This is a genomic window from Mesorhizobium sp. M2A.F.Ca.ET.043.05.1.1 (genome assembly GCF_003952445.1).
Lineage (GTDB): Bacteria > Pseudomonadota > Alphaproteobacteria > Rhizobiales > Rhizobiaceae > Mesorhizobium.
Genome location: NZ_CP034446.1, coordinates 3,490,167 through 3,505,357 on the forward strand (window position 1 = coordinate 3,490,167; position 15,191 = coordinate 3,505,357).

The 15,191-nt window shown below is 64.3% G+C and carries 11 protein-coding genes and 1 pseudogene; 10 read left to right on the plus strand and 2 right to left on the minus strand.

Going from position 1 to position 15,191, the window contains the following annotated elements:
* The first annotated feature begins 1 nt into the window (after position 1).
* The 6 genes and pseudogenes from EJ069_RS17200 to EJ069_RS17225 all read left to right on the plus strand — a co-directional run bounded on the left by EJ069_RS17200 (position 2) and on the right by EJ069_RS17225 (position 8,117).
* The gene (locus EJ069_RS17200) at positions 2 to 1,105 is read left to right on the plus strand and encodes a mandelate racemase/muconate lactonizing enzyme family protein (protein WP_126062312.1); all 1,104 of its coding nucleotides are present in this window, start codon (positions 2 to 4) and stop codon (positions 1,103 to 1,105) included.
* Position 1,106: 1 nt separating this feature from the next.
* Complete coding sequence (locus EJ069_RS17205; protein WP_126062313.1) at positions 1,107 to 2,291, plus strand: mandelate racemase/muconate lactonizing enzyme family protein; 1,185 nt, start codon at positions 1,107 to 1,109, stop codon at positions 2,289 to 2,291.
* Positions 2,292 to 2,529: 238 nt separating this feature from the next.
* Positions 2,530 to 4,194: an ABC transporter substrate-binding protein gene (locus tag EJ069_RS17210; RefSeq protein WP_126062314.1), complete on the plus strand. Its 1,665-nt coding sequence runs from the start codon at positions 2,530 to 2,532 to the stop codon at positions 4,192 to 4,194.
* A gap of 70 nt (positions 4,195 to 4,264) precedes the next feature.
* A complete protein-coding gene (locus EJ069_RS17215) occupies positions 4,265 to 5,218 on the plus strand; it encodes an ABC transporter permease (protein WP_108703019.1) in 954 nt (317 codons plus the stop codon).
* Positions 5,215 to 6,097, plus strand: a pseudogene (locus tag EJ069_RS17220) (ABC transporter permease). The gene EJ069_RS17215 and the pseudogene EJ069_RS17220 overlap by 4 nt, the downstream one beginning before the upstream one ends.
* Positions 6,090 to 8,117: an ABC transporter ATP-binding protein gene (locus EJ069_RS17225; RefSeq protein WP_189475853.1), complete on the plus strand. Its 2,028-nt coding sequence runs from the start codon at positions 6,090 to 6,092 to the stop codon at positions 8,115 to 8,117. The pseudogene EJ069_RS17220 and the gene EJ069_RS17225 overlap by 8 nt, the downstream one beginning before the upstream one ends.
* Before the next feature lie 109 nt (positions 8,118 to 8,226).
* On the opposite strand, the gene EJ069_RS17230 is transcribed toward EJ069_RS17225, so the two are convergent.
* The gene (locus tag EJ069_RS17230; RefSeq protein WP_126062317.1) at positions 8,227 to 9,132 is read right to left on the minus strand and encodes a LysR family transcriptional regulator; all 906 of its coding nucleotides are present in this window, start codon (positions 9,130 to 9,132) and stop codon (positions 8,227 to 8,229) included.
* A gap of 128 nt (positions 9,133 to 9,260) precedes the next feature.
* On the opposite strand from EJ069_RS17230, the gene EJ069_RS17235 reads away from it, so the two are divergent.
* From EJ069_RS17235 to EJ069_RS17245, 3 genes are all read left to right on the plus strand, one after another.
* Positions 9,261 to 10,919 (plus strand): ABC transporter substrate-binding protein, encoded by a 1,659-nt coding sequence (locus EJ069_RS17235; protein ID WP_126062318.1) that lies wholly within the window; start codon positions 9,261 to 9,263, stop codon positions 10,917 to 10,919.
* Entirely contained in the window at positions 10,916 to 11,812 is an 897-nt protein-coding gene (locus EJ069_RS17240) for a DUF427 domain-containing protein (RefSeq protein WP_126062319.1), read from the plus strand. The genes EJ069_RS17235 and EJ069_RS17240 overlap by 4 nt, the downstream gene beginning before the upstream one ends.
* 85 nt (positions 11,813 to 11,897) lie before the next feature.
* The gene (locus EJ069_RS17245; protein ID WP_126062320.1) at positions 11,898 to 12,662 is read left to right on the plus strand and encodes an SDR family oxidoreductase; all 765 of its coding nucleotides are present in this window, start codon (positions 11,898 to 11,900) and stop codon (positions 12,660 to 12,662) included.
* Positions 12,663 to 12,729: 67 nt separating this feature from the next.
* On the opposite strand, the gene EJ069_RS17250 is transcribed toward EJ069_RS17245, so the two are convergent.
* The gene (locus EJ069_RS17250; RefSeq protein ID WP_126062321.1) at positions 12,730 to 14,088 is read right to left on the minus strand and encodes an NAD(P)/FAD-dependent oxidoreductase; all 1,359 of its coding nucleotides are present in this window, start codon (positions 14,086 to 14,088) and stop codon (positions 12,730 to 12,732) included.
* A gap of 306 nt (positions 14,089 to 14,394) precedes the next feature.
* Between EJ069_RS17250 and EJ069_RS17255 the strand changes: the two genes are divergently transcribed.
* Entirely contained in the window at positions 14,395 to 15,117 is a 723-nt protein-coding gene (locus EJ069_RS17255) for an XRE family transcriptional regulator (RefSeq protein WP_126062322.1), read from the plus strand.
* Positions 15,118 to 15,191: the final 74 nt, after the last annotated feature.

Sequence of the window (15,191 nt, forward strand, 5' to 3'; positions counted from 1 at the left end):
AGTGAAGATCAAGAGCATCAAGGCCTACCGTGTGGTCCAGCCCTTCGTGGACGGGCCTTACCGCATGTCCAAGGGACGCGTCGCCGACTGCTTCGATGCGGTGATCGTCGCCATCACCTCCGACAGCGGCGTGACCGGCTGGGGCGAGATGGCGCCGCTCGGCAATTTCTATTCGGCCGCCTTCCCGGCGGGAGCGCGCGTGGGCGTGCCGGAAATCGCACCGCATCTCATCGGTCAGGATCCGCGCGGATTTGCCGGCATCGGCAGGCTGATGGACACGGTGTTCAAGGGCCACCCCTATATCAAGTCGGCGCTCGACATGGCGTGCTGGGACCTGGCGGCGCGGGCGGCCGACGTGCCGCTGGTGACCATGCTTGGCGGGCGCGAAAGCGACATGGCGGAGACCTACCGAGTCGTCACCCACGGCACGCTCGATCAGATGGCCGCACTTGCCAAAAGGATCATCGCCGAAGGCTGCCGCCGCCTGCAAGTCAAGGTCGGCGGCAATGTGCATGACGATATCGAGCGAGTGACGACGGTGGCCGCCGCGGTGCCGAAGGGCACGGTGATCTTCTGCGACGCCAATGCCGGCTGGACGCCCTACCAGGCGCGCCAGTTCGCCGACGCCACGCGAGGCATCGACTACACGTTCGAGCAGCCCTGCACGACGCTGGATGAGAACATGTCGGTGCGCCGCATGCTCGACAAGCCGATGGTGCTGGACGAATCCGTCACGTCGCTCGGCGAGATGCTGGAAATCCACCGCCGAGGTGCCGCCGATGGGCTGACGCTGAAGATCTCACGGCTCGGCGGCGTGACACAGACACGGCTGATCCGCGACGTCGCCGTGGACCTCGGCTTCATGATCACGGTCGAGGACACAGGCGGCGCCGAGATCGACACCGCCGCCATGGCGCATCTGTCGATGTCGACGCCGGCGGAGCGCCGGCTGCATGCCATCGCCTTCCACGAATGGGTCACGGTGCGCACGGCAAGGAACGCGCCACCGGTGACCGGCAGCCATATGGGCATTCCCGACGGCCCCGGCCTCGGCATCGACGTGGATCCGGGCCTGCTCGGCGAACCCTTCTTCGAGATCGACTGACATGAAGATCAGGCGCGTCAAGGCAACCCCGATCAACTACCGACTAGAGGCCCCTTATGTCTGGGTCTTCGGCGAGCTCGACGGCTTCTCGCCGACCATCGTCGAGGTCGAGACCGAGGACGGGCTTGTCGGCATCGGCGAGGCGCCGACGCCGGGCGCGGCGGCCGTCATCAACGACGTGCTGGCGCCGAGGCTTGTTGGCCGTGACGCCTTCGACATCGCCGGGGCGGAGGAAGTCTGCCTGCCCTTCTGGAGCGGCGTGCAGTCGATCAACGACCGCACCCGCATCATGGCCTTCGGCGCCATCGAGATGGCGCTGTGGGACCTGCGCGGCAAGGCGTGGAAGCAGCCGCTCTATCAATTGCTCGGCGGCGCGGTGCGCAAGGACATCCCCTTCACCGATTATTTCTCGCTGCGCGGCGATGGCGCCAGGGTCAAGGGCGAGAAGACACCGGAAGAAGTCGCCGACTATTGCCTCGAGCTCCACGAGCGCCACGGCACGACCTTCTTCGAAGGCAAGTTCTCGACGCATGATCCGAAAATTTCGATGAAGATGGTCGAGCTGATCCGCAGGAAGCTCGGCGGCGAGGCGATGATCCGCATCGATTCCAACCAGGCCTATTCGCTGACCACCGCCAGGCAATTGGCGCGGCCGCTGGAGGAGCTCGGCGTGCGCAACTGGGAGGACCCGGTCGCGACCATCGAGGAGATGCGCGAGCTGCGTCGTCACACTTCGATCCCATTCTCGACCCACAACATCGACATCGCGCGCGCCATGGAGCTCAAGGTGCCGGACGCCTTCGTCGGCAACCCGACGGCACATGGCGGCATCAACCGCATGCTGCGCTTCGTCGGCGCCTGCGAGCATGCCGGCATCGACTACTGGTGCTACAGCGGCGACACCGGCATCGGCAGCGCCTGCTACCTGCATCTGTGCGCCGCGCTCGGCTGGATCAGGGAGCCCAACCAGTCGCTGTTTCGCATGCAGCCGATGGACATCATCGAGGAAGGCCCGTTCGCGCCCAACAACAACACCGTGCCGGTGCCGGAAGGCCACGGCCTCGGGGTCACGCTGTCGCAAGAAAGGCTCGCCGCCTGCCATCGCGATTTCGTCGAGAACGGCCCCTGCAACAAATATCACGACCCGGAAAAACCCGGGACCTACCGCAGACTGCCGCTGAACTAGGAGGATGTCGAAAAGCCAGCAGGACCTATCCGGAAAAAGGCGGCCACAAGTCGCCTGGCCGACAGACAATTCATCAAGAAAATCTGACTTTTCCGTCCCAACGGCGGATGGATCGGTCGGAACCGCATGCTACTGTATATCGACCGATACTGATGAGGCCTGGAACAGGAGAACTCCACGGAACTCGTCACCTGAATGCACTCGCCAACCACAACAACTGGGGAAAGGGCATAGACCCATGAGCAAGAACCATCGCATTCTCGATCTGCTGCGGCGTGGCCGCACGCCCCTCGAAAACCATCTGATCGACGGCCTTGTCGACGGCCGCCTCAGCCGCCGCGAATTCGTCCGCCACGGCAGCCTGCTCGGCCTGTCGCTGCCGCTGCTCGGCCGCATCGGCATGGCCGCCGGCTTCGGCGCAGCACCCTCGCTCGCTCGCGCCGCAGGTGCTGCCGGCGGCACTATTCGCGTCGGCAGCAGCGTGCCGGCCGCGGCGATCGATCCTGTCACCATCGCCGACGCCGGCGGCCTGCTCGTCATGCAGCAAGTGGCAGAATTTCTTTGCGTCGACGGCCCGGACCTGGTGCTGAAGCCGGCGCTGGCGGAAAGCTGGAAGCCGAACGCCGACGGCACGGTATGGACCTTCACGCTGCGCAAGGGCGTCAAGTTCCACTCGGGCGGCGAGATGAAGGCCGAAGACGTGGTGGCCAGCATCGACCGGCTCGCCGATCCGGCTAATTCGTCCAATGCATTGTCGGTGTTCAGCGGCATCCTGCAGAAGGGCAACACCAAGAAGGTCGACGACTACACGGTCGAATTCCATCTCGATGCGCCGAACGGCAACTTCCCCTATATGGTGTCGTCCGACAACTACAACGCCGTCATCATCCCGGCGAGCTACAAGGGCGACTACGAGAAGAGCTTCGACGGCACCGGTCCGTTCAAGCTGGAAAAATACACGCCCAAGGTCGGCGCCTCCTTCGTGCGCAACGACGACTACTGGGGCGACAAGGCCCTGCCGGACCGCACGGAGTTCACCTTCTTTACCGATATCCAGCCGCAAATCCTGGCGCTGCAGGGCGGCCAGATCGACATCATCAACCAGATGCCGGTACTGGCCGGCGTTGCGCTCCTCAACGATCCGAATTTCGAGATCATCAGCCTGAAGTCATCGGCGCATCAGCAGCTGCATATGCACTGCGACGAGGGCCCGACGAAGGACGCGCGCGTGCGCCGCGCCATCGCGCTCTGCCTCGACCGCGAGAAGCTCGCCGCCGGCCTGATGAAGGGACGCGCGGCACTCGGTAACGACAGCCCGTTCGCCGCCGTCTACCCCTCGACAGACACCAGCGTGCCGCAGCGCAAGCAGGACATCGCCCAGGCCAAGCAGCTGATGGAAGCGGCCGGACTCGCCCAGGGCTTCAAGATGACGCTCACCACCGAGCGCTATCTGGAAATCCCGGAATACGCCCAGCTCATCCAGAACTGGGTCAAGGAAATCGGCATCGAGCTCGAGCTCAACATCCTCGACCAGGGCGCCTATTACGGCGATGCCGTGTTCGGCAAGTCGAACTGGCTGGATTCGGCGATGGGCATCACCGACTACGGCCACCGCGGCGTGCCCAATGTCTATCTGGCGGCTCCCTTGAAGAGCGACGGCACCTGGAATGCCGCCCACTTCAAGAACAAGGACTACGACCAGATGGCGGCGAGCTATATCGCGGCCCTCGACCTCGAGGCGCAGAAGGCCACCGCCGGCAAGATCCAGAAACTGCTGCTCGAGGAAACGCCGGTGGTCTTCGGCTATTTCTACGATTACCTGACGGCGACGGCGAAAGGCGTGACGGGCGTGCAGCCCACCGCCATGTCGCAGCTGTTCCTCGACAAGGCGTCGAAGGCCTGACGAGAGCGAACAAGCATATCCCTGACAGCCGGCTCTCCACGGAGAGCCGGCTCCAATAGGAGTATTCGCCATCCTCGTCTTCCTCGTCCGGCGCCTGGCTCTGTCGCTCGTCACGCTGTTTCTGCTCAGCGTCATGGTCTTCCTCGGCGGCCAGGTGCTGCCGGGCAATGTCGGTCGCGCCATATTGGGGCCGTTCGCCGATCAGCGCGCCGTCGACGCGCTCAACCATTCGCTCGGCGTCGACCGGCCGCTGCTCGTCCAATACGGGACCTGGATCTGGAATTTCCTGCATGGCGACATGGGCACATCCTACATTTTCCGCGCGCCGGTCGCCCCCTTCGTCATCGATGCTCTGGGCAATTCGCTGAAGCTGGCATTGATCGCCTTCGTGCTGGTGGTGCCGATCGGCATTCTGGGCGGCGTCATTGCCGCGCTCAACCTCAACCGGCCGCTCGACCGCATCATCAGCCTCGGCGGCCTGTCGGTGACGGTGCTGCCGGAATTCGTCACCGGCATCATCCTGATCCTGATCTTCGGGGTGTGGCTGCGCTGGCTGCCGATCGCCGCCGCATGGCCGAAAGGCGCTGGCTTCTTCACCCAGATCTACTACCTTATCCTGCCCTCGCTGCCGCTGTTTTTGGTGCTGTTCGGCTATATTGCGCGCATGGCGCGGTCCGGCATGATCGAGGCGCTCGATTCCGACTATACGCGCACAGCCGTGCTCAAGGGCCTGCCGTGGCGAACGGTGATCTGGCGCCATGTGCTGCGCAACGCGCTGTTGCCCACCATCACGGTGATCGCCACCCAGACTGGCTATCTGATCGGCGGCCTGGTGGTGATCGAGACGCTGTTCCGCTACCAGGGCATCGGCTCGCTGATCTTCACCGCCGCGCGCGGCAAGGATTTTCCGATGCTGGAAGCCGGCATTCTCACCATCGGCATCGTCTATGCGGTGGCGACCTTGGCCGCCGACTTCCTCTATTCCGTGCTCAATCCGCGCATTCGGCTGGGGGCAGAGCAATGAGCGCGACGGACAGCCCATCCCTTCCCGCGGTCCCGGATACTGTCGCGCGGCGCAGCCCCTGGGGCGAGGTGCTGCATTCGCTCGTGAGGTCCCCCACGTTCCTGAGGCCTGGGCATACTGCTGTTCTGGGTCATCTGCGCGCTGTTCGGGGAACATTTCGTGCCCTACGATCCTCTCGACGCCGACATCATCAACACGCTTGCGCCGCCATCGGCCGACCACTGGTTCGGCACCGACCAGCTCGGCCGCGACGCGTTCTCGCGCGTCATCGTCGGTTCCCGCGACATCCTGACCGTGGCGCCTTTGGCCACGATCCTGGCCACCATAGCCGGCACCGCGCTCGGCCTCGTCATCGGCTATTTCCGCGGCATCGTCGACGACATCGTCAGCCGCGTGCTGGAAGCCTTCATGGCGATCCCGGTGGTGATCATCGCGCTGCTTGCCATCGTCGCGCTCGGCACCTCGAAGATCACCGTCATCGTCGTCATCGGCCTGAGCTTCGCGCCGATCATCGCCCGCACGGTGCGCTCGGCGGTGCTCGCCGAACGCGAGCTCGACTATGTCGCCGCGGCCAAGCTGCGCCATGAAGGCGCGCTGCACACGATGTTCTTCGAGATCCTGCCCAACGTCATCCCGCCGATCCTGGTCGAGACGACGGTGCGGCTGGGCTACGCCATCTTCGCGGTGGCCACGCTTTCCTTCATGGGCTTCGGCATCCAACCGCCCTCGCCTGACTGGGGCCTGTCGATCTCCTCCAATTACGGCATGATCGGCGGCGGCTTCTGGTGGACGGTGCTGTTCGATGCGCTGGCCATCGCCTCGCTGGTGATCGGCGTCAATTTGGTGGCCGACGGCGTGCATGGAGCGTTCAATGACTAGCCAAACCGCCAACGCGCTAACACTCAAAGACCTCTCGGTCGCCTATCGCGTCGGCCGCCGCGACCGCGCGGTGCTGCGCAACGTCAACCTGACCATCAAGGCCGGCGAAGCCTACGGGCTGGTCGGCGAATCCGGCTGCGGCAAATCCACCGTGGCGCTTTCCGTCGTGCGCTACCTGCCGCGCAATGGCTCGATCACCGGCGGCTCGATCGCGCTCGACGGCAAGGATGTGATGAAGCTCGATAGCGAGGCGCTGCGGCGTGCCCGCGCGGACAGCGTGTCGATGGTCTACCAGGACCCCGGCAAGGCGCTGAACCCGTCGCTGCGCATCGGCCGGCAATTGACCGAGATCTTCGAGCTTGCCGGCATCAGCGGACAGGCGGCTGAAGACAAGGCGCTCGCCATGCTGAACCGGGTGCGCATCTCCGATCCGGCAAGCGTCATGCAGCGCTATCCGCATCAGCTCTCCGGCGGCATGCAGCAGCGCGTGGCGATCGCCATGGCTTTGGCCAACGACCCCTCGATGCTGATCCTCGACGAGCCGACCACCGGTCTCGACGCCACGGTGGAAGCCGAAGTGCTCGACCTGATCGGCCAGCTGCGGCGCGAGCTGTCGGCCTCGATCCTGTTCATCAGCCACAACCTCGCCGTGGTCGCCAACATGTGCGACCGCGTCGGCGTGCTCTATGCCGGCATGCTGGTCGAGGAAGGCACGACCAAGGACGTTTTCAACGATCCGCGCCATCCCTACACGGTGGCGCTGCTGCGTTGCCTGCCGCGCGGCGGCCAGCGCAAGGACCAGGGCCGGCTCGACACCATCCCCGGCTTCCTGCCCGGCATCGGCGCCAATATCGTCGGCTGCGCCTTCGCCGACCGTTGTGCGCTGGCCACCGAACGCTGCCGCGCCGAGCCGCCGCCGCTCTACGATCTCGGCGACGGCCGGTTGTCGCGCTGCCACTACCATGACAAGGCGCAGTCGCTGCCGCGCGCGACACCCGCCGAGATCGCTGCCGTCGCACCGAAGCAGGCGCCGCCGGTGCTGCAGGTCGAAGGGCTGAACAAGACCTATGCCAGCCGCGGCCGCCCGCTGCGGGCGGTGAAGGATGTCTCGGTCAGCCTGCGGCCCGGCGAGACGCTCGGCCTGGTCGGCGAATCCGGCAGCGGCAAGACGACCTTCGCGAGGCTGCTGCTCGGCCTCGTTGCGCCCGACGACGGCGGCTCGATCGAGCTGGAGGGCAAGAAGCTGGCGCCACGGCTTGCCAGCCGCTCGGAGGATCAGGTCAAGTCGGTGCAGATCGTCTTCCAAAATCCGGACTCCGCGCTCAACCGCTCGCATTCGATCCGGCATATCCTCAGCCGCGCCCTGAAACGGCTGGGCGGGCTCACCGGCAAGAAACTGGACGCGCGCCTCGAAGAGCTGGTCCGCTCGGTGCGGCTCACCGACCGGCATCTGGCGGTCAAGCCGCGTCAGCTGTCCGGCGGGCTGAAGCAGCGCGTGGCGATCGCGCGCGCCTTTGCCGGCGATCCGCGCATCGTGGTGTGCGACGAGCCGACCTCGGCGCTCGACGTGTCGGTGCAGGCGGCGATCCTCAATCTTCTCGCCGACCTGCAGTCGAAACAGGATGTCTCCTACATCTTCATCTCGCATGACCTTGGCGTGGTGCGCTACCTCTCCGACAAGATCGCCGTGCTCTATCTCGGCCGCATCATGGAGTTCGGGCCGTCGGAAGCGGTCTTCTCCGGGCCGCATCATCCCTACACCGAAGCGCTGCTGTCGGCTGTTCCAAAACTCGACCGGACGGAGAGCTCGCGCATCCGTCTCGACGGCGAAATCCCGAGCGCCGCCAACCCGCCGACGGGCTGCGTCTTCCACACCAGATGTCCGCGCAAGATCGGAGCGATCTGCGAGACGCAGGAGCCGGAACTGACGGAAGCCCAGCCTGGGCACACGATCCGTTGCCACATTCCCTACGCGGAACTGGCGAAGCTGCAGAAGCCGAAGACAATGGAGCCGGCGTGATCGTGATCAGAATGCCGCCGCGCCTAAAGCGCGTCGCGATCTTTCGATCGCTATGCGCTTTAGGTTTTTGATTTGACGCATGTCTTTATCCTGAAACCGGCCCCCACTTTCAGGAGACATGCTTTAACATGCTGAAGGCGCGGTCGCTTTCCGCGAAGGCCTGATCGCCGGACAGGTTCCTGGCGAGCGTACGCAGGCCCGTCAGGGCAACGTTGAGCGCATCGGAAGAGGCAGGGTTCTCCGGATAGGCAAGGTAGATCGGGCGCTGGAATACCGGCGTGTCCTCGACGCGTCTCAACTCGCCGCGCTGGATATGGGTGCTGACCGCACTCAGCGGCAGATAGGCGGCCGCCTTCTGCGACAGGACGTGCTGCAGGCCGATGAAGACCAGCCCGGCCGAGATCGCCGGCTTCACCATTCCGGCAAAGGCGCGGTCGTGCTCGACGCGGAACTCCAGCCCCCAGTCCATCAGGATGTAATTGTCGGTCCATGATCCGGGCTGCTCGACATGCTGGACGAGCACCACCTGATCAACGGCCAAGGTCTCATAGACGATGCCCGGATGCGGCCTGGGCAGATAGAGGATGCAGATGTCGAGCAGGCCTTCGGCCATCTGGTCGATCGCCAGATCCGGGAAGCTGCCCTCCAGCCTGAGCGCCACGTTCGGCCGCTTCGCGCGCATCCAGTCGATCCAGGGCGAGGTGATGCTGTCCCACAGATAGGCGGGCGCGGTGAGCCTGAGCAGCGTCTCGTAGCCATCGGGAACGGCGATGTCCTGCCGCGATTGCTCCCAGGTGCGGGTGATCGTCGAGGCATGCGGCAGGAACTGCCGGCCGGCCTGGGTGAGTGAGACTCCGTCGCTGTCGCGCACGAACAGTTTTCGCCCCAGCTGTTCCTCCAGGCCGCGAATGCGAGCGCTGACGGTCGACTGGGCGAGGTTCAGCCGATGGGCCGCCACGGTGAAGCTGCCATGCGCCGCGACCTCCAGGAAACTGCGCAGATTCTCGGTGTCCATGGCCCCCTGCCCCTTGAGCTACCGCCATCGAAATCTTCGATGGCTTCGATCAGAAAATATCGCTTTCCGGCCCCGGTCAACAATGGCCTAAATGCCAAAGCCCCCCGCGACAAACAAGGTATGCCGCCATGCCGAAGCATTTCACGACGATCGACGCCGCCCGCAAGCAACTTGGCGCAATCGAAAATTCCGCTATCGACGAATTGCTCGCCGGCAGGATCGGCCGGCGCGAATTCCTGCGCCATGGCAGCGTGCTCGGCCTGTCGCTGCCCTTCCTCGGCGGCATCGCTTCGGCTGTCGGCCTCGGCGCTCCGCAGGCGCGCGCCGAGGGCAAGCCTGGCGGCACGGTGCGCGCCGGCATCGCCGTGCCCGGCGGCGCCATCGATCCGGTGACCTTCTACGACAGCGGCAGCTACCAGCTCGCCTTCCAGACGTCCGAGTTCCTGTGCGTGACGCAGCCCGACCTGACGCTGAAGCCGGTGCTGGCCGAAAGCTGGTCGCCCAATGCCGATGGCAGCGTGTGGACCTTCAAGCTGCGCAAGGGCGTGAAATTCCACAATGGCGAGGATTTCAAGGCCGACGACGTGGTGGCGACCTTCGATCGCCTTGCCGATCCGAACGGCCCGTCCAACGCTCTCTCGGTGTTCAAGGGCCTGCTGTCGAAGGGCGGCACGCGCAAGGTCGACGACCACACGGTCGAGTTCCATCTCGACGCGCCGAACGGCAGCTTCCCCTATTCGGTGTCGATCGACAATTACAACGCCGTCATCCTGCCGGCGAGCTACAAGGGCGACTACGAAAAGACCTTCGAAGGCACCGGTCCGTTCCGGCTAGAAAGCTACACGCCGAAGGTCGGCGCGACCTTCGTGCGCAATGCCGATTACTGGGGCGAGAAGGCGCTGCCCGACCGGCTGGAGTTCAAGTTCTATGGCGATGTGCAGCCGCGGATTCTCGCGCTGCAGGCGGGCGAGGTCGACGTGCTCGACGCCATCCCGCTCGACGTCAGCCAGGTGGTGTTCGGCAATCCCGACATCACGGTGCTGCGCGTGGCCTCCACCGCGCATCGCCAGCTGCATATGCGCTGCGACATGGCGCCCTTCACCGACAAGCGCGTGCGCCAGGCGCTGGCTCTGTGCATCGACCGCTCCAAGCTGGTCGACGGACTCTGCCGCGGCATGGCCGCGACCGGCAATGACAGCCCGTTCGCGCCGGCCTTCCCGGTTACGGACAACTCGATTGCGCAGCGCACGCAGGACATCGCCAAGGCCAAGCAGCTGATGGAGGCGGCCGGCCTTGCCAGCGGCTTCGACATGACGCTGACGACGCTGCGCTATTCCGACATCCCGGGCTATGCGCAGCTCTTCCAGAACTTCGCCAAGGAGATCGGCGCGCGCATTTCGCTCAACATCGAGGACCAGGACAAATATTACGGCAAGGCGGTGTTCGGACAGTCGGACTGGCTGGACAGCCCGCTCGGCATCACCGACTACGCGCATCGCAGCGTGCCGAACGTCTTCCTGAAAAGCCCGCTGGTCAGCGACGGGCCGTGGAACGCGGCGCATTTCAAGAACGCGGCCTATGACGGGCTCGTCACCGGCTATCTCAAGGCGCTCGACCTCGATTCCCAGCGCAAGGCCGCTTCCGACATCCAGAAGCTGCTGCTCGACGAAACGCCGGTGATCTTTAGCTATTTCCCGGACCTGCTGGTGCCGGTGCGCAAGACTGTCGGCGGCGTGCCGCCGATCGCCGCCGGCCTGCTGCTCGATCGCGTATCGGTGGCATCATGACCATAACCGCGCGCAAGAGCCCGGCAGCAAACGACGAGAAGAGGACGACGACCATTCGCAAGCCCCATCTGCGCGGCCGCGGGCCGCATTTCCCGATCCTCGACAGCATCGTGCAATACGAGTTCGAGCCGGGCTATGTCGCCTTCACCATGCCCTCGCCCAAGCGGATCAGGGTGCAGGTCGGGCCGATGATCGTCGCGGACAGCACCAAGGCGCTGGTGTTCCAGGAGAGCGACCATCTGCCAGTCTATTACTTCCCGATGAGCGACGTGCGCGAGGAGTTCCTGCTGCCCAGCCGCACGACGACGGAAGATCCGTTCAAGGGTGTCGCCACGCATTATTCGCTCAACACCGGAATCACGCTGGTCGAGGACGGCGCCTGGCGCTATCTCGATCCCGTCAAGGGCTGTCCGCCGATCCAGGATTACATCTCCTTCTACTGGCCGAAGATGACCCACTGGTTTGAAGAGGACGAAGAGATCTTCGTCCATGCCCGCGACCCGTTCCGCCGCGTCGACTGCCTGCCTTCGTCGCGGCGGGTGCAGGTGATCCTCGACGGCGAGCAGGTGGCCGATTCACGGCGCGGCGTGTTCCTGTTCGAGACCGGACATCCGGTTCGGCACTACCTGCCGATCTCCGACACGCGCCTCGATATGTTTGCGCCCAGCCGCTACATCTCGCGCTGCCCCTACAAGGGCATCTCCAACTACTACCATGTGACGACGCCGAAGAAGCGGCACGAGAACCTGGTCTGGTATTATCCCGAGCCGGTCCATGAGGCCGAGCGCATCAAGGGGCTGGTCTGCTTCCACCACGAGCTGGTCGACAAGATCCTGGTCGACGGCGTGGAGATCCCCAAGGAAGCGACTGCGGCGTCGGACGGCTATTTCTGAACCTCGAGGCCTCCGGCCAGCCAGATCAGGCCGCTTGATCGAGGCGCCATTCAGCGCATACCCTCCCGCAATCAGGGAGGGTGCGATGGATCTTTTCAAACTGGACGGCGGCGTGGCGCTGGTGACGGGCGCCGGCAGCGGCATCGGTCAGGCGATCGCGATCGGGCTTGCCGAGGCCGGCGCCGATGTCGCCTGCTTCGGCCATGCCTCGAACGGCGGACTGGAGCAGACTGCCGACAAGATCACGGCGCTCGGCCACAAGGCGCTGGTGCTGGCGGGGAGCGTGACGTCCGAGACCGACCTCGCCGCGGCGATCGATCGGGTCGAAGCCGAACTCGGCGCGCTGACGATTGCCGTCAACAATGCCGGCATTGCCGGATCGGAAGCGGCCGAGACCATGCCGCTGGAAAAATGGCGCAAGGTGCACGAGGTCAACGTCGCTGGCGTGTTCCTGTCCTGCCAGGCCGAGGCACGCGTCATGCTTCCCCGGCGCGCGGGCTCGATCATCAACATCGCCTCGATGTCGGGCACCATCGTCAACCGGGGGCTGACGCAGGCGCATTACAATTCCTCCAAAGCCGCCGTCATCCACATGTCGAAGAGCTTCGCCATGGAGTGGGCGGACCGTGGCCTGCGCGTCAATGTCGTCAGCCCGGGCTACACGCTGACGCCGATGAACAAGCGGCCCGAGGTGGCGGAGGAGATTAAGATATTCAAGCGCGATACGCCGATGGGGCGTATGGCGGCGCCGGAGGAAATGGTCGGGCCGACCGTGTTCCTGGCCAGCCGCGCTTCCAGCTTCGTGACCGGCCTCGACCTGATCGTCGATGGCGGCTACGTGTGCTGGTAGACTGGTGGGGTGTCCCGAGAGACGCCCACCTTGCTGACTTGACGGATGCGGGCGGAGGCGCGCGGCGCTACTCCGCCGCCACGCCCTTCACCTCGAGATAGCTCTCCATGGAATCGTCCAGCGCCTGCAGCCAGGGCGTATGATGGACCGGTGCCATGGTGCCGGTCATCAGCGATCGATAGGCGTTGTCGCGGAAGGTCATGATGTTTTCCATCTTGTGGTGCTCCCACTCCATGAAGGTATGGTTGACCGCCTCGACGTCGAAGCCCGGATAATCGGTCTGGTCCATGAGCTCCTTGGTGTAGTCGCCCTGGAACCAGATCATCTGCTCGGCGTCTTCCAGCGTCTCCTCGCGGGCGCGCCACTTGGCGCTGTGCTCGGCCATCGCCTCGGCCGACGGCAGCTTGATGCGGCCCATGATGACGTCGCGCGCGTACCAGGCCTGCGCATCGAACATGTTGAAGGTGTAGAACTGGTCCTGCATGCCGATGTAGAACAGTTTCGGATTCTTCTCCCAGACGACGCCTTCGTAGAGACCCAGCGGCCACATGCGGTTGGCGGTCTTGAGCTTCAGATCGTCGGTCAGGAAGGGGAAGGAATGGAGATAGCCGGTGCACAGGATGATGGCGTCGACATCCTTGGTGCTGCCGTCCTTGAAATGCGCCGTCTTGCCGACGACCTTCTGCAGCAGCGGCACTTCCTTCCAGTTCTCCGGCCATTTGAACCCCATCGGCTTGGAGCGGTAGCTGGTGGTGATCGATTTGGCGCCGTACTTGTAGCATTGCGAACCGATGTCCTCGGCCGAATAGGAGCGGCCGATGATCAGGATGTCCTTGCCCTTGAATTCCATGGCATCACGGAAGTCGTGGCTGTGCAGGATGCGCCCGTTGAAGGTGGAAAAGCCCTCGAAATAGGGCACGTTGGGCACGGAGAAATGACCGGAGGCGACAACGACGTTGTCGAACTCTTCCGAGTAGGTGACGTCGTTGGTGCGGTCATGCGCAGTGACGGTGAATTTCCCGGTCTCGTCGGAGTAGGTGACCATGCGCACCGGCGTGTTGAACCGCACCCATTTGCGCACCCCGGATTTCTCGACGCGGCCCTTGATGTAGTCCCACAGCACGGCGCGCGGCGGATAGGAGGCGATCGGCCGGCCGAAATGTTCCTCGAAAGTGTAGTCGGCGAATTCGAGGCATTCCTTCGGGCCGTTCGACCACAGATAGCGGTACATCGAGCCGTGCACCGGATCGCCATGCTCGTCGAGGCCGGTGCGCCAGGTGTAGTTCCACAGGCCGCCCCAGTCGCTCTGCTTCTCGAAGCAGACGATTTCCGGGATCTCGGCGCCCTTGTCGGCGGCGGACTTGAAGGCCCTGAGTTGGGCCAGGCCCGACGGTCCGGCTCCGATGACGGCGACACGAGATTTCATTGCGGGCCTCCTTTTTTGATTTCGACTTTTCTCTTGACGCAATTCCGGGCGGAAAACCGGTCGGCACTTTTCCTGGAATTGCTCTCACGAAACAAATTTCACTCACAGTGACAGTAATTGGGTCTTCGGTGCTGTCAACAGGCATCTGGGGGCAAGGGCTTTGCCGCGAACGGATTTGGGCGGAAAACGGAAACCGCCATAAAGAATTGCCGCGACATCCGATGGCTTGCCCTTACGGTTGCGCTCCTCTATCGCCACCGCATATGTTCACCTAGAGTGAAATAAATCCGCGGATTCGGGGGCGACATGCCGAACAAGACTTCTGACACAAAGCCCGCCGCTGCGGCCGCAAAGGACAAGGCGCCGCCGAAACGCGTTTCGGCCGACGGACGCTCGATCCGCACGCCACTGACCCAAAACCCGCACGCCATCCGCGACACGCGCGAGAAGGTGCTCGAAGTGGCGATCGGCCATGAGGTGCGCGCCTTCCGCAAGAAGCTCGGCATCACCGTCGCCGATCTCGCCGCCGCCACCGACATCTCGCTCGGCATGCTGTCCAAGATCGAGAACGGCATCACCTCGCCATCGCTGACGACGCTGCAGGCGCTGTCGCGGGCGCTGGGCGTTCCGGTGACTGCCTTCTTCCGCCGCTTCGAGGAAGAGCACAGCGCCGTCTTCGTCAAGGCGGGCGAAGGCGTCGATGTCGAGCGACGCGGCACGCGCGCCGGCCACCAGTACAATCTGCTCGGACATATCGGCGCCAACACCAGCGGCGTCGTCGTCGAGCCTTATCTCATCACGCTGACCGAGAATTCGGATGTGTTCCCGACCTTCCAGCATGCGGGCATGGAGTTCCTCTACATGCTCGAAGGCGAGGTGGTTTACCGGCACGGCAACAATCTCTATCCGATGAAGCCGGGCGACAGCCTGTTCTTCGACGCCGACGCGCCGCACGGACCGGAAGAGCTGACGCAGCTGCCGATGCGATATCTGTCGATCATCTGCTATCCGCAGAACAGCGCTGGGTGAGGCACCTGGTTCCTCGCCCCACGATAGTGGGGAGAGGTGGCTCGGCGAAGCCGAGACGGAGAGGGGAGCGCCCT